The organism is Streptomyces sp. NPDC097617 (assembly GCF_044761485.1).
Classification (GTDB): Bacteria; Actinomycetota; Actinomycetes; order Streptomycetales; family Streptomycetaceae; genus Streptomyces.
On the sequence record NZ_JBIWCL010000001.1, the window covers coordinates 630,044 to 650,339 of the forward strand.

Here is a 20,296-nt window from a genome sequence, read left to right on the forward strand (position 1 = left end):
CCCGCACGCGGTCGCGTCGGACGGGTGCATGACAAGCGAACCTAGCGTCGCCGTTCGCCTCTACGCCATCAGTTCGAGAAATCAGTTTCCGAAGAATCAATGGGTGCTGAACCGTCCCGACGTGCCGTACGTGCCGTTGACAGGGGGCTCGGCACCGCCGTCCCCCCACACGGAGGTTGTTTTGTCCGTCGTCCCCACCGCACCCGCGTCACAAGGAGAGCCCCCCGTGACCACCGAAGCAGCGCCGCCGCCGGGCAGCGCGGGAACGCCCCTGGCGGGCCCCACGGCAGATGACTACTCGACCGTCCACCAGAGCGCGGAATTCGGCGAACTGCGCAGCTCCTACCGCTCCTTCGCCTTCCCGCTCACCGTGGCCTTCATCGCCTGGTACCTGCTCTACGTCCTTCTGTCCAACTACGCCGGCGGCTTCATGGGGACCAAGGTCTTCGGCAACATCAACGTCGCCCTCGTGCTCGGCCTCGCCCAGTTCGCGACGACCTTCCTGATCGCCTGGCTCTACGCCCGGTACGCGTCCGCGAAGCTCGACCCCAAGGCCGAGGCCATCAAGGCGCGGATGGTGGCCGCCGAATGAGCGGCACGCAGCACCTGACGACGCTCGCCGCGGGTGCCTCCGAGCACCGCCCGCTGATCATCACACTGTTCGGGCTGTTCGTCGTCGCCACCCTGATCATCACCGTCTGGGCCGGCCGCCAGACCAAGGACGCCTCCGACTTCTACGCGGGCGGCCGCCAGTTCACCGGCTTCCAGAACGGCCTCGCCATCTCCGGCGACTACATGTCCGCCGCGTCCTTCCTCGGCATCGCCGGAGCCATCGCCCTCTTCGGCTACGACGGCTTCCTCTACTCCATCGGCTTCCTCGTCGCCTGGCTGGTCGCCCTGCTGCTCGTGGCCGAGCCGCTGCGCAACTCCGGCCGCTACACGATGGGCGACGTCCTCGCGTACCGGATGCGCCAGCGGCCCGTCCGTACCGCCGCCGGCACTTCCACCATCGTGGTCTCGATCTTCTACCTGCTCGCCCAGATGGCCGGCGCCGGCGTGCTCGTCTCGCTGCTCCTGGGCATCACCAGTGACGGCGGCAAGGTGGCCGTCGTCGCGCTGGTCGGCGTACTGATGATCGTCTACGTGACGATCGGCGGTATGAAGGGCACCACCTGGGTCCAGATGATCAAGGCGGTACTGCTGATCGCGGGCGCCCTGCTGATCACCCTCCTGGTGCTGGTGAAGTTCAACTTCAACATCTCCGACCTGCTGGGCAAGGCAGCCGAGAACAGCGGACAAGGGGCGAAGTTCCTCGAGCCCGGCCTCAAGTACGGCAAGGACTCGACCTCCAAGCTGGACTTCATCTCGCTCGGCCTCGCCCTCGTCCTCGGCACCGCCGGCCTGCCGCACATCCTGATCCGCTTCTACACGGTGCCCACCGCGCAGGCCGCACGTAAGTCCGTCCTCTGGGCCATCGGCATCATCGGCGGCTTCTACCTGATGACGATCGCCCTCGGCTTCGGCGCCGCGGCGCTGCTCGACCGCGCCGAGATCATCAAGTCCAACAAGGCCGGCAACACCGCCGCACCGCTGCTCGCCCAGGCCGTCGGCGGCGGCCCCGACTCCACCGGCGGCGCCATCCTGCTCGCCGTGATCTCCGCGGTCGCCTTCGCCACCATCCTGGCCGTCGTCGCGGGCCTCACCCTCGCCTCCTCCTCGTCCTTCGCGCACGACCTGTACGTGAACGTGATCCGCAAGGGCAGGGCCACCGAGAAGGAGGAGATGCGCGCGGCCCGCTGGTCCACCGTCGTCATCGGAGCCGTCGCCATCGGCCTGGGCGCCCTCGCCCGCGACCTGAACGTGGCCGGCCTGGTCGCGCTCGCCTTCGCGGTCGCCGCCTCCGCGAACCTGCCGACGATCCTCTACAGCCTCTTCTGGAAGCGCTTCACCACCCAGGGCGCCCTCTGGTCCATCTACGGCGGGCTGGTCTCCGCGGTCGGCCTGGTCCTGTTCTCGCCGGTCGTCTCCGGCAAGCCCACCTCGATGTTCAAGGACGCCGACTTCTTCTGGTTCCCGCTGGAGAACCCGGGCATCATCTCGATCCCCCTCGGCTTCCTGCTGGGCTGGCTGGGAACCGTCCTCTCCAAGGAGGAGGCCGATCCCCAGAAGTTCGCCGAGCTGGAGGTCCGCTCCCTCACCGGAACAGGGGCGCACTGACATCGTCCGAACACCCAGCGTGGCCGCGTCGTAGATCCCTACGACGCGGCCACGTCACGTCTCGTTCATTCGGGCACCTCTGGATGACGCAGACGTCCCGTAGTCTCGAAAGAGAACGCGTGAAGTAGATCCAATGTTGCGCGTACCTCTACTTCCGGACGGGGGAGGGGCCCACAGTGCTTCTCGACACCTACGGCCGCGTGGCCACTGACCTGCGCGTCTCGCTGACCGACCGGTGCAACCTCCGGTGCACCTACTGCATGCCCGAAGAGGGCCTGCAGTGGCTCGGCAAGTCGGACCTGCTCAGTGACGACGAGATCGTCCGGCTGATCCGCATCGCGGTCACGCAGCTGGGCGTCACCGAGGTCCGCTTCACCGGCGGTGAGCCGCTGCTGCGGCCCGGCCTGGTCGGGATAGTCGAGCGGTGCGCGGCCCTGGAGCCCCGCCCCAGGATGTCGCTGACCACCAACGGCATCGGTTTGAAGCGCACCGCGCAGGCCCTGAAGGCCGCCGGCCTGGACCGGGTCAACGTGTCCCTGGACACCCTGCGGCCCGAGGTGTTCAAGACCCTCACCCGCCGCGACCGGCACAAGGACGTCATCGAGGGCATGACCGCCGCCCGCGAGGCCGGCCTGACCCCCGTCAAGGTCAATGCCGTGCTCATGCCCGGCCTCAACGACGACGAGGCCCCCGACCTGCTCGCCTGGGCCGTGGAGAACGAGTACGAACTGCGCTTCATCGAGCAGATGCCGCTCGACGCCCAGCACGGCTGGAAGCGCGACGGCATGATCACCGCCGGGGACATCCTGGAATCCCTGCGCACCCGCTTCACGCTCACCGAGGAGGGCGCCGACGAGCGCGGCTCCGCCCCGGCCGAGCGCTGGGTGGTCGACGGCGGCCCCGCCACCGTCGGCGTCATCGCCTCGGTCACCCGCCCGTTCTGCGGCGCCTGCGACCGTACGAGGCTCACGGCCGACGGCCAGGTGCGTACGTGCCTGTTCGCGACCGAGGAGTCGGACCTGCGCGCCGCCCTGCGCTCGGGCGCCCCGGACGAGGAGATCGCCCGGCTCTGGAAGGTCGCGATGTGGGGCAAGAAGGCCGGGTCCGGCCTCGACGACCCCTCGTTCCTGCAGCCCGACCGCCCGATGTCCGCGATCGGCGGCTGACCCACCCGGGGCAGGGTCGGCGGAGTCGGCGGGGCTTCGGCGGCCGCGTTCAGCGGAGGCGTTCCGAGCCCTCCGGCTGCACCCACTCGTCGATCTTCACGACATCCTTGAGGAATCCGCGGACCCCCAGGAACTGGGACAGGTGTTCGCGGTGCTCCTCGCACGCCAGCCAGGTCTTGCGCCGCTCCGGCGTGTGCAGCGTCGGGTTGTTCCACGCCAGGACCCACACGGCCGCGTCGCGGCAGCCCTTGGCGGAGCAGGTGGGAGTCTCGTCGGAGCCGGGGGCGCTGGAGGAATTCACAGCCCCACATTAGAACGGAATGGCGACGCCGAGCAGCCACGGGGGGAGCTGCCCGGCGTCGGTCCGTCGCTCCGACGGGGGATGCGGAGCGCGTGAGCAGTATGTCACGCAGGACCCGGTGCGGTGCACCGGAACTTCATGATTGATCTGAGCTCTTCTTGAGGTTTCCCGCGTCCAGCGCAGGCCTTACGGGGGCCGGTACGAAGTGCGAGGGCAGCGAGGGAGTCGACTCGCGGCCGGCGTTGGCGATGACCACGGCGATGTACGGGAGCAGGGCGCCGGCGACCAGCGTCACGATCGCCACGGGGCGCTGCACGTTCCACAACAGCACGGTCGCGATGACCGACAGGGTCCTGACGGCCATCGAGATCACGTACCGCCGCTGACGGCCGCGCACGTCCTCGTCGAGGCCCATCCGCGCACCGGTGATCCGGAAGACCTCGGCCCCGTTCCGCTTCTGCCGCTTCGTCCGCTCCACGCTCCACCACCCGATCGCCCGCCGGGCACTCCCGGCCCGGACCCTCCCACGGTACGCCCGCCCCGGCGCCGGGAGGAGAGGGGGGACCCCCGTACGGAGCTGTCCGAAATGCGCCGTACGCCGGATGGGCCGAGACTGGGCCCACGTGCGCACAACGCGCCAGGAGGAGGCTCGACATGGGTTGGTTGTGGGCGATCATCGTCGGGTTCGTGCTGGGGCTGATAGCCAAGGCCATCCTGCCGGGCAAGCAGCACCAGCCTCTGTGGCTGACCACCCTCTTCGGCATCGCCGGTGCCGTGCTCGGCAACGCGGTGGCCACCTGGATCGGGGTCGGCGAGACCAAGGGCATCGACTGGACCAGGCACCTGCTGCAGCTCGTCGGTGCGGTCGTCGTCGTCGCGCTCGGCGAGATGATGTACGGAGCGATCAAGGGCAAGCGGCAGACGACGTGACCCGCCACGGGTCATGACGGAGGGGCCGGCCGGACCACGAGTCCGAACCGGCCCCTCCGCCGTGCTCCGTTGTGCCCCGCGGCGTCCTACGACGCGTCAGGCACCGGTGACCTCCACCGCGGCGAGGTTCTTCTTGCCCCGGCGCAGCACCAGCCAGCGCCCGTGCAGCAGCTCCTCCGTGGCGGGGACCGCGTCCTCGGCGGTGACCTTCGCGTTGTTCACGTAGGCGCCACCCTCCTTCACGGTCCGACGGCCGGCCGACTTGCTCGCGACCAGACCGGTCTCCGCGAGCAGGTCCACCACCAGGCCGAGCTCCGACACCTTGGCGTGCGGCAGCTCGGACAGGGCCGCGGCCAGCGTGGCCTCGTCCAGCTCCGCCAGGTCGCCCTGGCCGAACAGCGCCTTCGACGCGGCGATCACGGCGGCGCACTGGTCGGCGCCGTGCACGAGCGTGGTCAGCTCCTCCGCCAGCGCCCGCTGGGCGGCGCGCGCCTGCGGCCGCTCGGCGGTCTGCGCCTCCAGCTCCTCAAGCTCCTCGCGGGACTTGAAGGACAGGATCCGCATGTAGGTGGAGATGTCCCGGTCATCCACATTCAGCCAGAACTGGTAGAACGCGTACGGCGTGGTCATCTCCGGGTCGAGCCACACGGCCCCGCTCTCGGACTTGCCGAACTTGGTGCCGTCCGCCTTGACCATCAGCGGGGTCGCCAGCGCGTGCACGACCGCGCCCGGCTCGACCCGGTGGATCAGGTCGAGCCCGGCCGTCAGGTTGCCCCACTGGTCGGAGCCGCCCTGCTGGAGCACGCAGCCGTAGCGCCGGTACAGCTCCAGGAAGTCCATGCCCTGGAGCAGCTGGTAGCTGAACTCGGTGTAGCTGATGCCCTGGTCGGAGTCGAGCCGCTTGGCGACCGAGTCCTTCGTCAGCATCTTGTTGACCCGGAAGTGCTTGCCGATGTCCCGCAGGAACTCGATGGCGGACATGCCCGCCGTCCAGTCCAGGTTGTTCACCATGAGCGCCGCGTTCTCGCCCTCGAAGGACAGGAACGGTTCGATCTGGGTGCGCAGCCGGGCCACCCAGTTCGCGATGGTCTCCGGGTCGTTCAGAGTCCGCTCGGCCGTCGGTCGCGGATCGCCGATCTGCCCGGTGGCCCCGCCGACCAGCGCCAGCGGCCGGTGCCCGGCCTGCTGGAGCCGGCGCACGGTGAGCACCTGGACCAGGTGCCCCACGTGCAGCGAGGCCGCGGTCGGATCGAAGCCGCAATAGAAGGTGACCGGACCGTCCGCGAAGGCCTTGCGCAGCGCTTCTTCGTCGGTGGACTGGGCGAAGAGCCCGCGCCACTTCAGTTCGTCGACGATGTCAGTCACGGTCGTGACTCTCCTTGAGAGATGGAGTGAGTAGGGGTGCGGACGAGGGGTCTACCCGCACATTCTAGGTGGTCAGACGCCCTTGCTCACCGAACTCATGTTGAAATCCGGGATGCGCAGGGCCGGCATCGCGGCGCGCGTGAACCAGTCGCTCCACTCGCGCGGCAGGGTCTTCTCGGTCCGGCCGGCCTCCGAGGCCCGCGACAGCAGGTCCACCGGGGACTCGTTGAACCGGAAGTTGTTGACCTCGCCGACCACTTGCCCGTTCTCCACCAGGTAGACCCCGTCCCGGGTCAGGCCCGTGAGCAGCAGCGTCGCCGGGTCCACCTCGCGGATGTACCAGAGGCAGGTCAGCAGCAGGCCCCGCTCGGTGCCCGCGACCATCTCCTCCAGCGACTTCTCGCCGCCCGCGTCCAGGATCAGGTTCCCGAAGCCGGGCGAGAGCTGCATCCCGGTCAGGCCCGCGGAGTGCCGGGTCGTGGTCAGCCGGTTCAGGTGACCGTCCGCGATCCACTCGGTCGTCGGCACGGGCAGGCCGTTGTCGAACACCGAGGCGTCGTCGCCGGAACTGTGCGCGATCACGAACGGCGCGGACTCCAGGCCCGGCGCGTTCGGGTCGCTGCGCAGGGAGAGCGGCAGGTCGGACAGCTTCTCGCCGAGCCGGGTGCCACTGCCGGGCTTGGAGAAGACCGTACGGCCCTCCACCGCGTCCCGGGCCGCGGCCGACCACATCTGGTAGATCAGCAGGTCCGCCACGGCGGTCGGGGGCAGCAGGGTCTCGTACCGGCCCGCCGGCAGGTCGATCTTCCGCTCCGCCCAGCCGAGCCGTACGGCGAGCTCCGCGTCCAGCACGGTCGGGTCCACGTCCTTGAAGTCCCGGGTCGAGCGGCCCGCCCAGGCGGAGCGCTGCCGGTCCGGGGACTTCGCGTTGAGCTCCAGCGTGCCGTTCGGCTGGTCGTGCCGCAGCCGCAGCCCCGTCGAGGTGCCGACGTACGTGGAGACCAGCTCGTGGTTGGCGAAGCCGTACAGCTCCCGGCCGCCCTGGCGGGCCCGGGCGAAGGCCTCGCCGAGGGCCGGGGCGAAGTCCGCGAACACCGCCGAGCTGGTCTCGGCCGGGGCGTCGGTGAAGTCCGGCGAGGCCGGCGTCCCGGTGACCAGCGGCTGGGCGTCCTCGGCCGGGCCCGCCCCGCGGGCGGCCGCCTCGGCGGCCCGGACCAGCGGCTCCAGGTCGTCCGAGGTCACGGCGGAGCGCGAGACGACCCCCGAGGCCGTGCCCTCCTTGCCGTTCACCGTGGCGATGACCGTGAGGGTGCGGCCGCGGGTCACGCCGTTCGTCGTCAGGGCGTTGCCCGCCCAGCGCAGATTGGCGGTCGACCCCTCGTCGGCGATGACGACGCATCCGTCGGCGGTGGACAGCTCCAGGGCCCGCTCGACGATCTCGTGGGGCTTGGTGATGCGAATAGACGAGCTCATCGCCCGGCCTCCTGCGTGGTGTTCAGGATGTTCACGTCGCGGAACAGCGCGGACGGGCAGCCGTGCGAGACCGCCGCCACCTGGCCCGGCTGGGCCTTGCCGCAGTTGAAGGCGCCGCCCAGGACGTAGGTCTGCGGGCCGCCGACCTTCTCCATCGAGCCCCAGAAATCGGTGGTGGTGGCCTGGTACGCGACATCGCGCAGCTGCCCGGCCAGCCTGCCGTTCTCGATGCGGAAGAACCGCTGCCCGGTGAACTGGAAGTTGTAGCGCTGCATGTCGATCGACCAGGAGCGGTCGCCGACCACGTAGATCCCGCGCTCCACCCCGCCGATCAGGTCCTCGGTCGAGAGCCCGCCCGGATCCGGCTGGAGGGACACGTTCGCCATCCGCTGGACGGGCACGTGCCCGGGGGAGTCGGCGAAGGCGCAGCCGTTGGAGCGTCCGAGGCCGGTCAGCTTCGCGATCCGCCGGTCCAGCTGGTAGCCGACCAGGGTGCCGTCCTTGACCAGGTCCCAGCTCTGCGCCTGGACGCCCTCGTCGTCGAAGCCGACGGTGGCCAGCCCGTGCTCGGCGGTGCGGTCGCCCGTCACGTTCATGATCGGGGAGCCGTACTTCAGCTTGCCCAGCTGGTCGAAGGTGGCGAAGGAGGTCCCCGCGTACGCCGCCTCGTAGCCCAGCGCCCGGTCCAGCTCGGTGGCGTGGCCGATGGACTCGTGGATGGTGAGCCACAGGTTGGACGGGTCCACCACCAGGTCGTAGCGCCCGGCCTCGACGCTCGGGGCCCGCATCTTCTCGGCGAGCAGCCCGGGGATCTGCTCCAGCTCGGAGTTCCAGTCCCAGCCCGTGCCGGTCAGGTACTCCCAGCCGCGCCCCGCCGGCGGGGCGATGGTGCGCATCGAGTCGAACTCGCCGGTCGTGCCGTTCACGGCGACGGCGGTGATCTGCGGGTGGATCCGGACCCGCTGCTGCGTGGTCGAGGTGCCCGCGGTGTCGGCGTAGAACTTGTTCTCGTGCACGGCGAGCAGCGAGGCGTCCACGTGCGCCACCCCGTCGGCCGCCAGCAGGCGCGCGCTCCAGTCGGCGAGCAGCGCCGCCTTCTCCGCGTCCGGCACCTCGAAGGGGTTCACGTCGTAGGCGGAGATCCAGGTCCGGTCGGCGTGCACCGGCTCGTCGGCGAGCTCCACCCGCTCCTGCGAGCCCGCGGCCTTGATCACCTGGGCGGACAGCTTCGCCATGGCCACGGCCTGCGAGGCCACCTTGGCGGCGGCGTCCATGGTCAGGTCCACACCGGAGGCGAACCCCCAACTGCCCCCGTGCACCACCCGGACCGCGTACCCGAGATCGGTGGTGTCGGACCCGCCGGACGGCTTGGCGTCCCGCAGGCGCCAGGAGGCGCTGCGGATCCGCTCCAGCCGGAAGTCGGCATGCTCGGCGCCCAGCGCGCGGGCCCGGGCGAGCGCCGCGTCGGCGAGCGCCCGCAAGGGCAGCGCGGTGAAGGCCGCGTCGATGGAATGGGGCACGGAAGTCCTCCCGTGGTCGGAGCCGGTCGCCCCGATCATGTCGCGATCGGGGCCCTTGTGCCTACATCTTTCTGTAGGGATTCGACAGAGCCCGCCGCAAGGCCCTGTCGGGGGTCGATTCTCCGTACGACCGATGCGACCTATAGGTTTTTGGTATTCAAGACCGCTAGCGAAAGGGTGATCCGTTGAGCCGCTCGGTTCTCGTCACCGGAGGAAACCGGGGCATCGGCCTCGCCATCGCCCAAGCCTTCGCGGAGGCCGGCGACAAGGTCGCGATCACGTACCGGTCGGGTGAGCCGCCTGAGGCGCTCACCTCGCTCGGTGTCCTGGCGGTGCGGTGCGACATCACCGATTCCGAGCAGGTGGAGCAGGCCTACAAGGAGATCGAGGACAAGCACGGCGCGGTCGAGGTCCTGGTGGCCAACGCGGGCATCACCAAGGACACGCTGCTGATGCGCATGTCCGAGGAGGACTTCACGTCCGTCCTCGACACCAACCTCACCGGCACGTTCCGGGTGGTCAAGCGCGCGAACCGTGGCATGCTCCGTGCCAAGAAGGGCCGCGTCGTCCTGATCTCCTCCGTCGTCGGGCTCCTTGGCTCGGCGGGCCAGGCCAACTACGCCGCCTCCAAGGCCGCGCTGGTCGGCTTCGCCCGCTCCCTCGCCCGCGAACTGGGTTCCCGCAACATCACCTTCAACGTCGTCGCCCCCGGTTTCGTGGACACCGACATGACGAAGGTGCTCACTGACGAGCAGCGCGCGGGCATCGTGGGCCAGGTGCCGCTCGGCCGCTACGCGCAGCCCGAGGAGATCGCGGCAGCCGTCCGCTTCCTGGCGTCCGACGACGCCGCGTACATCACCGGAGCCGTCATTCCCGTTGACGGCGGATTGGGCATGGGTCACTGATCACCATGAGCGGAATTCTCGAGGGCAAGCGCATCCTCATCACGGGTGTGCTGATGGAGTCCTCCATCGCCTTCCACACGGCCCGGCTGGCCCAGGAGCAGGGCGCCGAGGTCATCCTCACCGCGTGGCCGCGTCCGTCGCTGACCGAGCGCATCGCCAAGAAGCTGCCGAAGCCGGTCAAGGTGATCGAGCTCGACGTCACCAACGACGAGCACCTGGCCCGCCTGGAGGGCCTCGTCCGTGAGGAGCTCGGCGGCCTCGACGGCGTCGTCCACTCCATCGGCTTCGCGCCGCAGGACGCTCTCGGCGGCAACTTCCTGAACACGCCGTTCGAGTCGGTGGCCACCGCCATGCACGTCTCGGCGTTCTCGCTGAAGTCGCTGGCCATGGCCTGCAAGCCGCTGTTCCCGGCGGAGGGCGCGGCCATCGTCGGCCTCACCTTCGACGCGCAGTTCGCCTGGCCGCAGTACGACTGGATGGGCCCGGCCAAGGCGGCCCTGGAGGCCACCAGCCGCTACCTCGCCCGCGACCTGGGCAAGGAGAACATCCGCTGCAACCTGGTCTCGGCCGGTCCGATCGGCTCGATGGCCGCGAAGTCCATCCCGGGCTTCGGCGAGCTGGCTGAGGTCTGGAACACCCGCTCCATGCTGCAGTGGGACATGAGCGACCCGGAGCCGACGGGCAAGGGCGTCGTGGCCCTGCTGTCCGACTGGTTCCCGAAGACCACCGGCGAGATCGTCCACGTGGACGGCGGCCTGCACGCGATGGGTGCCTGATCCCCGATCGGTCTCCCGCGTCCGTACGGCGGCGGCCGCGCTTCCCTTCCGGGGAGGCGCGGCCGCCGCCGTTTCGCGTTCCGCGACGGCGGAGTCGCTCGCATGTTCACCGGCCGACCGGATCTTCCCGAGTCGAAAACCGGGACAGATACCTGCAAACTGACCTGGCCGGGATCTTCTCGGCTCCTGCGGGGAGGAGAACAGGAGTGCGCGCGAGGTCGAGACGAGTGGTATCCGTGCTGGTCACGTCTGTGATCCTGACCGGCCTCCTGGTTCCCGGAGCGGCCGCGCAGCCCGCGGAGAGCGAGCCCGCACCCGGTGCCGAGTCGATGGCCCCGGCCGTCGTGGAGCTCTCCGAGATCCCCGCCGAACCTCCCGCGCAGCCCGTACGGCCCGCCGGGGGTGAACTCTTCGGAGCCGACTGCGACACCGAGATCCAGGGCTCGCAGGTGACGGCCCACTGCCACAACGCCTACCCGGCGACCGACCTCGTGCGGCTGCACGTCGAGTGCGACCGCTGGTGGGACGTGGACGGCGACGGCGTCGCCGTGGCCGTCGGCCCGGCCGGCCGGGCCGAACTCGTCGGCCGCTGCTGGAAAGAGGTCCGCTCGGCCTGGGTCAGCCACCGGCGCCCGTGACCGGCTCCTTCCGCGCTTCCTTGCCGAGGCAGGCGAAGGGGTAACCCGCCGCCTCCGAGGCCGCCGCGTCCCCGTCGCCCCGCCGGATCGCCTCGATCAGCCGGGCGTGGTCCAGGTGGGCCGACGGGTTCAGCTCGGTGCCCACATCCGTGCGCAGCCAGTCGGCCACCAGGTCGCCGAGGTCCGCGTACAGCTCGATCAGCACGTCGTTGTGCGAGGCCGTCACCACCGCCATGTGCAGACTCACGTCGGCCGCCACGAAGACCTCCGCGTCCCCGCCCGCCCAGGCCTCCTCGCGGCGTGCCAGCAGGGCGTCCAGCTGGACGAGGTCCCGCCCGGTGCGCCGCTCCGCCGCCAGCCGGGCCGCCGAGGACTCCAGCGTCGAACGAAGCTCGGCGATGTGCCGCGGCTCCGCCCCGGCGAAGCGGCGGTGCATGACGCCGGCCAGCTCGCTGGTGGCGATGACGTAGGTGCCCGAGCCCTGCCGGATGTCGAGGAGACCGTTGTGCGCGAGCGCCCGTACGGCCTCGCGCACCGTGTTGCGGGCGACGCCCAGCAACTCGACGAGCTCCGGCTCGGTCGGGATGCGGGCGCCGACCGGCCACTCGCCGGAAGTGATCTGGTTCCGCAGCTGGGCGATCACCTGATCGACGAGTGCGGAGCGCCGGGGCGAGGTCAGCGGCATGGGTTCCTCTCGAGTGTGACTGGACAACCAATCATCCCATGATTCTATGATGGTTCAATGTCCGACGAAGAAATCCAGACCATGAACCGCCCGCCGGTCGTGCGCACCACCCCTGACCCCCAGCTGCCCGCCCCCGCCCAGGTCCCCCCGACCTGGCTCGGTCCGGTGCTCATCGTCGGAATCGTGCTGGCCGCCCTCAACCTGCGGCCCGCCATCACCAGCCTCGGCGCGCTCTTCGAGGAGACCCGCACCGGCCTCGGCATGAGCGGCACCGTCGCCGGTCTCGTCACCTCGGTCCCCGCCCTCTGCTTCGCCGTCTTCGGCGTCACCGCCCCCCGGCTCTCCCGCCGCTTCGGCCCGGCCGCCGTCGTCTGCGCCGGCATGGTCGCCGTCGCCACCGGCCTGCTGATCCGCCCCTTCGCGTCCGGCGCCGCCGGGTTCCTGGCGGCCAGCGCCCTGTCGCTGGCCGGCATCGCCCTCACCAACGTGCTGCTCCCGGTGATCGTCAAGCGCTACTTCCCGGACCGGGTCGCCACCATGATCGGCCTGTACTCCATGTCGCTGGCGGCCGGCACCTCCCTCGCCGCCGCCGCGACCGTCCCGCTGACCGGCGCCCTCGGCGGCAGCTGGCGCGCCGGCCTGCTGGTCTGGGCCGTGCTCGCCCTTGTCGCCGTACTGCCGTGGCTGCCCATCGCCCGCGCCTCCCGGCGCGCCGAAGCGGCCGCGGCCGCGGCCGCTTCCGCTGCCGCCCGGCCCGGCGCGCGGGCCGCGCACCCGGACACCGGACCGCGCGTCGTCCGCAGCCGCACCGCCTGGGCCCTGGCCTGCTACTTCGGCCTCCAGGCCACCGGTGCGTACATCACCATGGGCTGGCTCCCGCAGATCTTCCGCGACGCAGGGGTCTCGGCCTCCACCGCCGGCGTGCTCCTCGCCGTCACCATGGTCATGGGAGTCCCGCTCGCCTTCGTCATCCCGGGCCTGGCCGCCCGGATGAAGAACCAGGGCGCCATCGCCGTCACCCTCGGCGTCTTCGGCCTGATCGGCTACCTCGGGCTCTACTTCGCCCCCGCCGCCGGAGCCTGGGCCTGGGCGCTGCTGCTCGGCATATCGAACTGCGCGTTCCCCCTCGTCATCACCCTCATCGGGCTGCGCGCCAAGTCCCCGGCCGGCGTGGTCAAGCTGTCCGCCTTCGCCCAGAGCACCGGCTACCTCATCTCCATCCCCGGCCCGCTCGTGATCGGCGCCCTCTACCAGCACAGCGGCGGATGGGACCTGCCGCTCGCCCTGATGGCCGCCCTCCTCGTGCCGCAGATCGTGCTGGGCATCCTCGCCGGACGGGACCGCACGATCGAGGACGAATGCGGCATGCGAGACTGACCGGCATGTCGCCCGTACTTGAACCGAACCCGCAGGACGGCCGCAAGAAGCTCGCCCTCGTGCTCGGTGCGTTCCTCGCCGTGACCGTGATCATCTCCGTCATCGCCACGATCGCCTCTCCCTGAGCCCTCCCCCGCGGGGGAGGGTGGGGCTAACCCCACCACCCCTAGGGGGCCAGGCTCAGGGTGAAGTGGGGTGTGCCCCGGATGGGAAGCGCCGGCCCGGATCCATAGATTCGTAGGCAGCGAGTCAGTCCGGTCCACACCCTCGGAGGCGGCCATGTCGGCCCCCACGCACATCAGGCCCCTCCCGCCGGGCCGCTCCCGCCCCCGGGCCCGCGCCACCACCGGCGCCGGCACCCGGCTGCACTGGTGGGCACTGGCCCTGCCCGCCCTCGCCTTCGGGCTCCTCCTGCTGCTCCTCGCCGGATCCGGCGAGGCCCACGCGGCCACCGGCGAGGTCTCCGGCCTGGTCCAGGTCGCCGAACAGCTCCTGCGCGCCGTCGGCTGACCTCCGCGCGCCCCACAGCTCTCCCGCCGGGGTGAGCTCCCCCAACACCCTGCGCCCCACGGCCCCATTCGTGCGAAGCTGGGAGCCATGAGCGCCGACACACCCCGCAGGATCGCCCTCCTCCGGCACGCCAAGGCCGACTGGCCCGAGGTGTCCGACCACGATCGCCCGCTCGCGGAACGAGGCCGCAAGGACGCGCCGGCCGTCGGTCTGAAGCTCGCCGAAACCGGCATCGTCTTCGACCTGGCCCTGTGCTCCACTGCCGCCCGCACCCGCGAGACCTGGAAGCTCGCCGTCCAGGAGATGCCGCACCGGCCGAAGACCCACTACGAGGAGAGGCTCTACGACGCCTCGCTGGGCGAGCTCATCGCCCTGCTCAACGAGACCTCCGACGAGGTCTCCGACCTCCTCGTCATCGGGCACAACCCCGGCATGCACGCCCTCGCCGACGCCCTGTCGGGGCGCGCGGAGGGCGAGACCCTGGCACGGATGACCCGTACGGGTTTCCCGACCGCGGCCCTCGCCGTGGTCTCCTTCACCGGATCGTGGAAGTCCGTGGAGCACGGAGTGGGCACCCTGCTCGACTACTGGACCCCCAAGGGCCTCTGAGGGGCCCACCACCTTCCAGGACCCCACCACTCTCCAGGCCCTGTCACCCTTCAGGACCCCGCCAGCGCGAACGGGCCCCGGCAGCCGATGCGGCTGCCGGGGCCCGACGCGCTCGCGGGGATCAGGCCAGGTCGGCGGCCTCGATCTCCTCGCGGGTGATGCCGAGCAGGTACAGCACCGCGTCGAGGAAGGGCACGTTCACCGCGGTGTGCGCGGCCTCGCGGACCACCGGCTTGGCGTTGAACGCCACGCCCAGCCCGGCCGCGTTCAGCATGTCCAGGTCGTTGGCGCCGTCACCGATGGCCACCGTCTGGGACAGCGGTACGTCGGCCTCCGCGGCGAAGCGGCGCAGCAGCCGGGCCTTGCCCGCCCGGTCCACGATCTCGCCGGTGACCCTGCCCGTCAGCTTCCCGTCGACGATCTCCAGGGTGTTGGCGGAGGCGAAGTCCAGCCCCAGCCGCTCCCGCAGATCGTCCGTCACCTGGGTGAAGCCGCCGGAGACCACACCCACCTGGTAGCCGAGCCGCTTGAGCGTGCGGATCAGGGTCCGGGCGCCCGGGGTCAGCTGCACCTCGGCGCGCACCTTGTCCACGACGGACGCGTCCAGGCCCGCCAGCAGCGCGACCCGGGCGTGCAGCGACTGCTCGAAGTCCAGCTCGCCGCGCATGGCCCGCTCGGTGACCTCGGCGACCTCCACCTCGCACCCGGCGTGCGCGGCGAAGAGCTCGATCACCTCGTCCTGGATGAGGGTGGAGTCCACGTCCATGACGACCAGACGCTGGGCCCGCCGGTGCAAACCGGCCGAGACCACGGCCACATCCACGCCGATGTGCGCGGAAGCGGTGGCCAGTGCGGTGCGCAGCGGCTCGGTCTCCACGCCGGAGACGGCGAACTCCACTGCCGTCACCGGGTACTTGGCGAGACGGAAGATGCGGTCGATGTTGCCGCCGGTCTCGGTGATCCGGGCGGCGATGGCGGCGGTCGACTCGGCGGTGAGCGGGTGCCCGAGGACGGTGACGTGCGAGCGGCCACTGCCGCGCGGCCGGTTGTCACCGGTGCCGGAGAGGATCTCGGCCTGCATCCTGAGGGACTCGGCCCAGCTGTGGACGGTGGCCCGCAGGTCGCCCTCGGCGCCGCCGGCGGGCTTGGTGACGAGGGCGCACAGGACGATGCGGCCACGGGTGACGACCTGTTCGATGTCGACGACATCGACGGAGTAGGCGGCGAGGGTGTCGAACAGCCCGGCGGTGATCCCGGGACGGTCCTTGCCGAAGATCTTGACGAGGAGGGTGGGGACGTCGGAGGTCTGCGATGCGCTCATGGTGCCCTCACCGTATCTTCCCGGCCCACATGACAGGACCCCCGTCCCATTTCCTGAACGCGCCGGTAGCCCGGGCGGGCGGTACGGGCGGGTGGGCCGGGGCGTCACCTCGACCCGGGCGGCTTCGGAGGCCGCGGCGGCCCGGGAGGCCTCGGGGGCGGGGGCGGGGCGCCCGGCGGGGGAGGCGGGGTGAAGGGCGGCCGGGGCGCGGGCCGCGCGGGCCTCGGCGGGCGCGGTGGGACACCGGTGACCGTCACGTCCCAGGAGACGTCCGGATCCAGGTACGGGTGCGCCCACCCGGGCGGCCCCGCCGGGTCGCGCTCGCCCCACCCGGCCGGGCTCCGCGGGTACGGGGCCGTGGGCGCGTCCGGGGCCGGGACCCGTGCCCGCCCCGGCCGCTGCGGCCCGCCCGCCCCGGCATCCGGATCCGGCAGGGCTGCCCGGCGCCGACGGGTCAGCAGAGCGCCCGCCGCGCCGGCCGCCGCACCCCAGAGCGCGCCCAGCACCAGCGCGTACAGGACGTCCCCGCGCAGCTCCACCCCCGCGTCCACCGCGTCGACGCCCAGCACCGCGAGCGAGGCTCCCCCAGCTCCGCTGGGGGGACCCCCGGCCGAGAACCCCGTCAGCCCCACCAGCACCGCCAGCGTCACCCCGGTCACGGCCGACAGCCGCGCCGCGCATCCCGGGATCCCGCGCCCCGGAGTCCGTACGCCCGCCAGTACGCCCGCGTAGAGCAGCAGCAGGGTCACCCCCGCGACCAGCAGCCAGACCCGCTCGTCGTACTCGGCGAGGCGGGCCACCGTCACCGGCTCCCGCCCCGGGGCCGCCAGCAGCTCGTCCAGCGGATCGGGCAGCAGCCGGGCCGGCGCCCCCGTGACCCCGCCGCGCAGCGGTACGAACAGCCCCAGCAGCACCCCGAGCGCGCTCCCGTTCGGAGCCCCCAGCAGCGCTCCGCCCAGCACCCGCCGGGGATGGTCGTCGCCCAGCGCCGCCCACACCGCCGCGGCCCAGCCGGCCGCCACCGCCACCAGCAGCATCGCCACCACCGCCGAGGCGGCCGGGCGCAACCGGGCAAGGGTCGCCGGCCCGCGCCGCGAGACCAGCAGCGCGACCGCCAGTACGGCGAACACCCATACGCCAGCGCCCAGCAGGGTCGGCCCGAGCTCCACCGAGAACCCCACCCGGGTCCGGGTCTCGACCAGGTCCCCGATGCGGTCCGGGAGCAGCCCGCCGATGTCCCCGATCCCCGGGATCTCCACCTTCGCCGGGGTCTTCGGCAGCGCCGCCGTCCCGTCGAGGGTCACCACGTCGTGTCCGGCCCACGCCAGGGCGCCGGCCGTCGCGACGAACAGCGCCGCGAGGACCGCCACCCGGGCGGCCGTCTCCCCGTGGCCCGCCCCGGCCCGGAGCGAACGCAGGAACAGGAACGCCAGGACCAGCGCCCCCGCCAGCGAGACCCCCAAGGGCATGACGTCCAGAGAGGTTTCGGCGCCCGCCCCGCCCACTCCGAAGACCGAGACGTCACCCGAGGGGGTCACGGTTGCGCCGACCGCGAGGACCACCGCGGCGGCCGTCATCGCCCCGAGCGAACCTCCCGCGCCGTCGGCGCCCAGCAGGTGCAGCCCGAGCCCGGCCACCCCCGCCATCACGATCAGGGACCAGCCCACGGCGGCGACGGCGGACACCAGCACGTCTCCCCAGCGAATGCGGCGCATACGGTGAACCCCCGATGCCTACCGAGCGGTACGCGACGGGACCACCGGGCGAGAAGTCCCGTATCTCACTCTCCGGGTGACTTTCGACCCCGTCAACGGGCTGGCGTAGACGCCCCGGCAAGGCCCGGATTCCACATACGGCTGTGGGCCTGAAATAGTTCCCCCGGATGTTCGCCATCCCTAGACTCCCTGACGTCATGGGGGATTCTCGGGGGACTTAAGTGGGGCTGGAGTGCCGGAACTCGTACTGGAATTGAATGGAAGGACCTGGACGCTCGATCCGTCCAGGTCGTACTCGCTGGGGCGCGACCCCCAGGGAGACGTGGTGATCGACGATGCCCGGGTGTCGTGGCGGCATGCCACCATCACCTGGAACGGCCGGGGTTGGGGCATCGAGGACCACGGCAGCACCAACGGCACCTATGTGCACGGGGCCAGGGTCCAGCAGACCGAGCTCGTGCCCGGCACGCCGGTCCACCTGGGCAACGCGACGGACGGCCCGCGGCTGAACCTGAGCGCCGCCGCCGCGCCGCAGCCCGCCGTGGCCCAGCAGGCCCAGCAGGCCCAGCAGGCCCCGGCCCAGGCGTACGCCCAGCCGCAGGCCCCTGCGTACCAGGCCCCGCAACAGCAACAGCAACAGCAACAGCACCAAGCCTGGGAACAGCCGCAGCAGCCGCAGGCCCACCTCCCGCACCAGCAGGGCGGCGGCGCCGCTCCCCGCCCGGCGCAGGGCGGCGCCCCGGCCTACGGGGACCGCAGCCCGACGACGTTCCACCAGCTCTCGCTGGGCCACGTCATGCGCATCGGCCGTGCGCTGGAGAACGAACTGGTGGTCTCCGACCTCCAGGTCTCCCGCCATCACGCCGAGTTCCGCTCGATGCCCGGCGGCCGCTTCGAGATCCACGACCTCGGCAGCCACAACGGCACCTACGTCAACGGTCAGCCGCTGGCGAAGTCCGGCACCGCGCTGCTCGGCCCGAACGACATCGTCGGCGTCGGGCACTCGACGTTCCGGATCGTCGGCGACCGCCTCGAGGAGTTCGTCGACACCGGCGAGGTCTCCTTCTCGGCCCGCCACCTCACGGTCACCGTCGACGGTGGCAAGCAGATCCTCAAGGACGTCACCTTCGGCGTCCCGGAGAAGTCGCTGATCGGCGTCATCGGGCCCTCCGGCTCCGGCAAGTCCACCCTGCTCAAGGCGCTGACCGGCTACCGGCCCGCCGACCAGGGCGACGTCCTTTACGACAACCGCAACCTGTACAAGCAGTTCGCGGAGCTCCGCCAGCGCATCGGTCTGGTCCCGCAGGACGACATCCTGCACAAGGAGCTGACCGTCCGCACCGCCCTGAAGTACGCGGCCAAGCTCCGCTTCCCCGGCGACACCGCCGAGTCGGAGCGCGCCGCCCGTATCGACGAAGTGCTGCGCGAGCTCAAGCTCGACATCCACAAGGACAAGAAGATCACCGCGCTCTCGGGTGGTCAGCGCAAGCGCGTGTCCGTGGCGCTGGAGCTGCTCACCAAGCCCTCGCTGATCTTCCTGGACGAGCCGACCTCGGGCCTCGACCCGGGCATGGACCGCGACGTCATGCAGCTGCTGCGCGGCCTCGCCGACGACGGCCGCACGGTCCTCGTCGTCACCCACTCGGTTGCCGAGCTGGCTATCTGCGACAAGTTGCTGGTCATGGCCCCGGGCGGTTCGGTCGCGTACTTCGGCCCGCCGGACGAGGCGCTGAACTTCTTCGGCTACACCACGTGGGCGGACGTGTTCTCTTCCTTCGAGAACTACCGCGACTACGACTGGGCCGGCCGCTGGAAGGGCTCGCAGCACTACCAGCTGTACGCCGCCGACATCGACGCGGTCGCCCCGCAGTCCGTCGCGATGCCCCCGGTCCAGCAGATGCGCCCGCCGAAGCCGCAGGGCTGGGGCTCCCAGCTCTTCACGCTGATCCGCCGCTACGTGTCGGTGATCGCCTCGGACCGGGGCTTCCTCGGCCTGATGCTGATCCTGCCCGCGGTCCTCGGTGTGGTCTCGACGGTCATCCCGGCGACCTTCGGCCTCGCGCCCCCGACACCGCCGTCCCAGTTCAACGGCGACGCCGGCACGATCATGCTGATCCTCGCGGTCGGCATGTGCTTCTCGGGCGCCGCCAACTCGGTCCGTGAGCTGATCAAGGAACGCGTCATCTACGAACGTGAGCGCGCGACCGGCCTGTCCCGGTCGGCATACCTCATGTCGAAGGTGATCGTCCTCGGCGTGATCACGGCCATCCAGGGCGTGGTCATCTGCGGGATCGGCTTCTTCCCGCGCGATTTGCCCACCGAGGGCCTGCTGATGCCGCCGGCCGTCGAGCTCTGCGTGTCGGTCATCGCGCTCGGCTTCACCTCGATGATGTTCGGCCTGGTGATCTCCTCGCTGGTGAAGACCTCCGAGAAGACCATGCCGCTGCTGGTCATGTTCGCGATCATCCAGGTCGTCTTCACCGGCATCCTCTTCCAGGTCTACGACTCGCCGGGCCTGGAGCAGTTCGCCTGGCTGATGCCGTCCCGCTGGGCCGTCGCCGCCGCCGGCACCACGCTGAACCTCGGCAAGCTCATGCCGCCGTGGGACCGCGACAACCCGACCAACACCGACCCGCTCTGGGACGCCACGGTCGGCCAGTGGAGCCTGAACATCACCGTCCTGCTGCTGCTCGGCATCGCCTGCGGCTTCGCGGTCCAGCGCCTGCTGCGCCGCCACGAGCCCGAGGTCATGCGCGCGGGCAAGTAGGAGCGGGCGGGACGAGCGCCC

Annotated in this window: 20 protein-coding genes; 12 read left to right on the forward strand and 8 right to left on the reverse strand. The window is 71.1% G+C overall.

Going from position 1 to position 20,296, the window contains the following annotated elements; all coding sequences use genetic code 11:
* Nucleotides 1-226 precede the first annotated feature (226 nt).
* From ACIQZO_RS03020 to moaA, 3 genes are all read left to right on the forward strand, one after another.
* A complete protein-coding gene (locus ACIQZO_RS03020; protein ID WP_403619056.1) occupies nt 227-592 on the forward strand; it encodes a DUF485 domain-containing protein in 366 nt (121 codons plus the stop codon).
* Complete coding sequence (locus ACIQZO_RS03025) at nt 589-2,217, forward strand: cation acetate symporter (protein WP_403619058.1); 1,629 nt, start codon at nt 589-591, stop codon at nt 2,215-2,217. The genes ACIQZO_RS03020 and ACIQZO_RS03025 overlap by 4 nt, the downstream gene beginning before the upstream one ends.
* A 176-nt stretch (nt 2,218-2,393) precedes the next feature.
* Entirely contained in the window at nt 2,394-3,383 is a 990-nt protein-coding gene (moaA, locus tag ACIQZO_RS03030; RefSeq protein WP_403619061.1) for a GTP 3',8-cyclase MoaA, read from the forward strand.
* Nucleotides 3,384-3,432: 49 nt separating this feature from the next.
* On the opposite strand, the gene ACIQZO_RS03035 is transcribed toward moaA, so the two are convergent.
* Both ACIQZO_RS03035 and ACIQZO_RS03040 read right to left on the reverse strand, forming a co-directional pair.
* Entirely contained in the window at nt 3,433-3,684 is a 252-nt protein-coding gene (locus tag ACIQZO_RS03035; protein WP_403619064.1) for a hypothetical protein, read from the reverse strand.
* 136 nt (nt 3,685-3,820) lie between these two features.
* A complete protein-coding gene (locus ACIQZO_RS03040) occupies nt 3,821-4,099 on the reverse strand; it encodes a DUF3099 domain-containing protein (protein ID WP_403619266.1) in 279 nt (92 codons plus the stop codon).
* Between the two features lie 239 nt (nt 4,100-4,338).
* Here ACIQZO_RS03040 and ACIQZO_RS03045 point away from each other — a divergent pair, with 239 nt between their 5' ends.
* Nucleotides 4,339-4,614: a GlsB/YeaQ/YmgE family stress response membrane protein gene (locus ACIQZO_RS03045; RefSeq protein ID WP_403619067.1), complete on the forward strand. Its 276-nt coding sequence runs from the start codon at nt 4,339-4,341 to the stop codon at nt 4,612-4,614.
* Between the two features lie 96 nt (nt 4,615-4,710).
* On the opposite strand, the gene tyrS is transcribed toward ACIQZO_RS03045, so the two are convergent.
* From tyrS to ACIQZO_RS03060, 3 genes are all read right to left on the reverse strand, one after another.
* Complete coding sequence (gene tyrS / locus ACIQZO_RS03050) at nt 4,711-5,979, reverse strand: tyrosine--tRNA ligase (protein WP_403619070.1); 1,269 nt, start codon at nt 5,977-5,979, stop codon at nt 4,711-4,713.
* A gap of 72 nt (nt 5,980-6,051) precedes the next feature.
* The gene (locus ACIQZO_RS03055) at nt 6,052-7,452 is read right to left on the reverse strand and encodes a metallopeptidase TldD-related protein (RefSeq protein ID WP_403619073.1); all 1,401 of its coding nucleotides are present in this window, start codon (nt 7,450-7,452) and stop codon (nt 6,052-6,054) included.
* Nucleotides 7,449-8,972 carry a TldD/PmbA family protein gene (locus ACIQZO_RS03060; RefSeq protein ID WP_403619076.1) on the reverse strand — a complete coding sequence of 508 codons (1,524 nt, stop codon included), beginning with the start codon at nt 8,970-8,972 and terminating at the stop codon, nt 7,449-7,451. Before ACIQZO_RS03060 ends, ACIQZO_RS03055 begins: the two co-directional genes overlap by 4 nt.
* Before the next feature lie 185 nt (nt 8,973-9,157).
* Between ACIQZO_RS03060 and fabG the strand changes: the two genes are divergently transcribed.
* The 3 genes from fabG to ACIQZO_RS03075 all read left to right on the forward strand — a co-directional run bounded on the left by fabG (nt 9,158) and on the right by ACIQZO_RS03075 (nt 11,291).
* Nucleotides 9,158-9,877, forward strand: coding sequence for a 3-oxoacyl-[acyl-carrier-protein] reductase (fabG, locus tag ACIQZO_RS03065; protein WP_403619078.1), 720 nt, complete (start codon nt 9,158-9,160; stop codon nt 9,875-9,877).
* Nucleotides 9,878-9,882: 5 nt separating this feature from the next.
* Nucleotides 9,883-10,653, forward strand: a complete 771-nt coding sequence (fabI, locus tag ACIQZO_RS03070; protein ID WP_403619080.1) for an enoyl-ACP reductase FabI — start codon at nt 9,883-9,885, stop codon at nt 10,651-10,653.
* Nucleotides 10,654-10,889: 236 nt separating this feature from the next.
* Complete coding sequence (locus ACIQZO_RS03075) at nt 10,890-11,291, forward strand: hypothetical protein (protein ID WP_403619082.1); 402 nt, start codon at nt 10,890-10,892, stop codon at nt 11,289-11,291.
* Here the strand turns inward: ACIQZO_RS03075 and ACIQZO_RS03080 are convergent.
* A complete protein-coding gene (locus tag ACIQZO_RS03080) occupies nt 11,272-11,976 on the reverse strand; it encodes a FadR/GntR family transcriptional regulator (protein WP_403619084.1) in 705 nt (234 codons plus the stop codon). The genes ACIQZO_RS03075 and ACIQZO_RS03080 overlap by 20 nt on opposite strands.
* Before the next feature lie 57 nt (nt 11,977-12,033).
* Here ACIQZO_RS03080 and ACIQZO_RS03085 point away from each other — a divergent pair, with 57 nt between their 5' ends.
* From ACIQZO_RS03085 to ACIQZO_RS03100, 4 genes are all read left to right on the forward strand, one after another.
* Nucleotides 12,034-13,353: a CynX/NimT family MFS transporter gene (locus ACIQZO_RS03085; RefSeq protein ID WP_403619086.1), complete on the forward strand. Its 1,320-nt coding sequence runs from the start codon at nt 12,034-12,036 to the stop codon at nt 13,351-13,353.
* Between the two features lie 5 nt (nt 13,354-13,358).
* Nucleotides 13,359-13,478 (forward strand): SGM_5486 family transporter-associated protein, encoded by a 120-nt coding sequence (locus ACIQZO_RS03090; RefSeq protein ID WP_403619089.1) that lies wholly within the window; start codon nt 13,359-13,361, stop codon nt 13,476-13,478.
* A gap of 154 nt (nt 13,479-13,632) precedes the next feature.
* Nucleotides 13,633-13,863: a hypothetical protein gene (locus ACIQZO_RS03095; protein ID WP_403619092.1), complete on the forward strand. Its 231-nt coding sequence runs from the start codon at nt 13,633-13,635 to the stop codon at nt 13,861-13,863.
* An 87-nt stretch (nt 13,864-13,950) separates the two neighbouring features.
* Nucleotides 13,951-14,472, forward strand: coding sequence for a histidine phosphatase family protein (locus ACIQZO_RS03100; RefSeq protein WP_030386470.1), 522 nt, complete (start codon nt 13,951-13,953; stop codon nt 14,470-14,472).
* 121 nt (nt 14,473-14,593) lie between these two features.
* Here ACIQZO_RS03100 and serB read toward each other — a convergent pair whose 3' ends face one another.
* Complete coding sequence (serB, locus tag ACIQZO_RS03105) at nt 14,594-15,793, reverse strand: phosphoserine phosphatase SerB (protein ID WP_403619096.1); 1,200 nt, start codon at nt 15,791-15,793, stop codon at nt 14,594-14,596.
* A gap of 104 nt (nt 15,794-15,897) precedes the next feature.
* Nucleotides 15,898-17,508, reverse strand: a complete 1,611-nt coding sequence (locus tag ACIQZO_RS03110) for a streptophobe family protein (RefSeq protein ID WP_403619099.1) — start codon at nt 17,506-17,508, stop codon at nt 15,898-15,900.
* Between the two features lie 232 nt (nt 17,509-17,740).
* On the opposite strand from ACIQZO_RS03110, the gene ACIQZO_RS03115 reads away from it, so the two are divergent.
* Nucleotides 17,741-20,275: an FHA domain-containing protein gene (locus tag ACIQZO_RS03115; RefSeq protein ID WP_403619102.1), complete on the forward strand. Its 2,535-nt coding sequence runs from the start codon at nt 17,741-17,743 to the stop codon at nt 20,273-20,275.
* Nucleotides 20,276-20,296: the final 21 nt, after the last annotated feature.

Excerpts from the sequence above, each read along its gene's own strand:
- ACIQZO_RS03025 (WP_403619058.1), top strand. The coding sequence starts at position 589 with ATGAGCGGCACGCAGCACCTGACGACGCTCGCCGCGGGTGCCTCCGAG.
- fabI (WP_403619080.1), top strand. The coding sequence starts at position 9,883 with ATGAGCGGAATTCTCGAGGGCAAGCGCATCCTCATCACGGGTGTGCTG.
- ACIQZO_RS03095 (WP_403619092.1), top strand. The coding sequence starts at position 13,633 with ATGTCGGCCCCCACGCACATCAGGCCCCTCCCGCCGGGCCGCTCCCGC.
- ACIQZO_RS03110 (WP_403619099.1), bottom strand. The coding sequence starts at position 17,508 with ATGCGCCGCATTCGCTGGGGAGACGTGCTGGTGTCCGCCGTCGCCGCC.
- ACIQZO_RS03100 (WP_030386470.1), top strand. The coding sequence starts at position 13,951 with ATGAGCGCCGACACACCCCGCAGGATCGCCCTCCTCCGGCACGCCAAG.
- ACIQZO_RS03090 (WP_403619089.1), top strand. The coding sequence starts at position 13,359 with ATGTCGCCCGTACTTGAACCGAACCCGCAGGACGGCCGCAAGAAGCTC.
- ACIQZO_RS03040 (WP_403619266.1), bottom strand. The coding sequence starts at position 4,099 with ATGGGCCTCGACGAGGACGTGCGCGGCCGTCAGCGGCGGTACGTGATC.
- serB (WP_403619096.1), bottom strand. The coding sequence starts at position 15,793 with ATGAGCGCATCGCAGACCTCCGACGTCCCCACCCTCCTCGTCAAGATC.
- ACIQZO_RS03055 (WP_403619073.1), bottom strand. The coding sequence starts at position 7,452 with ATGAGCTCGTCTATTCGCATCACCAAGCCCCACGAGATCGTCGAGCGG.
- ACIQZO_RS03045 (WP_403619067.1), top strand. The coding sequence starts at position 4,339 with ATGGGTTGGTTGTGGGCGATCATCGTCGGGTTCGTGCTGGGGCTGATA.
- ACIQZO_RS03085 (WP_403619086.1), top strand. The coding sequence starts at position 12,034 with ATGTCCGACGAAGAAATCCAGACCATGAACCGCCCGCCGGTCGTGCGC.
- ACIQZO_RS03080 (WP_403619084.1), bottom strand. The coding sequence starts at position 11,976 with ATGCCGCTGACCTCGCCCCGGCGCTCCGCACTCGTCGATCAGGTGATC.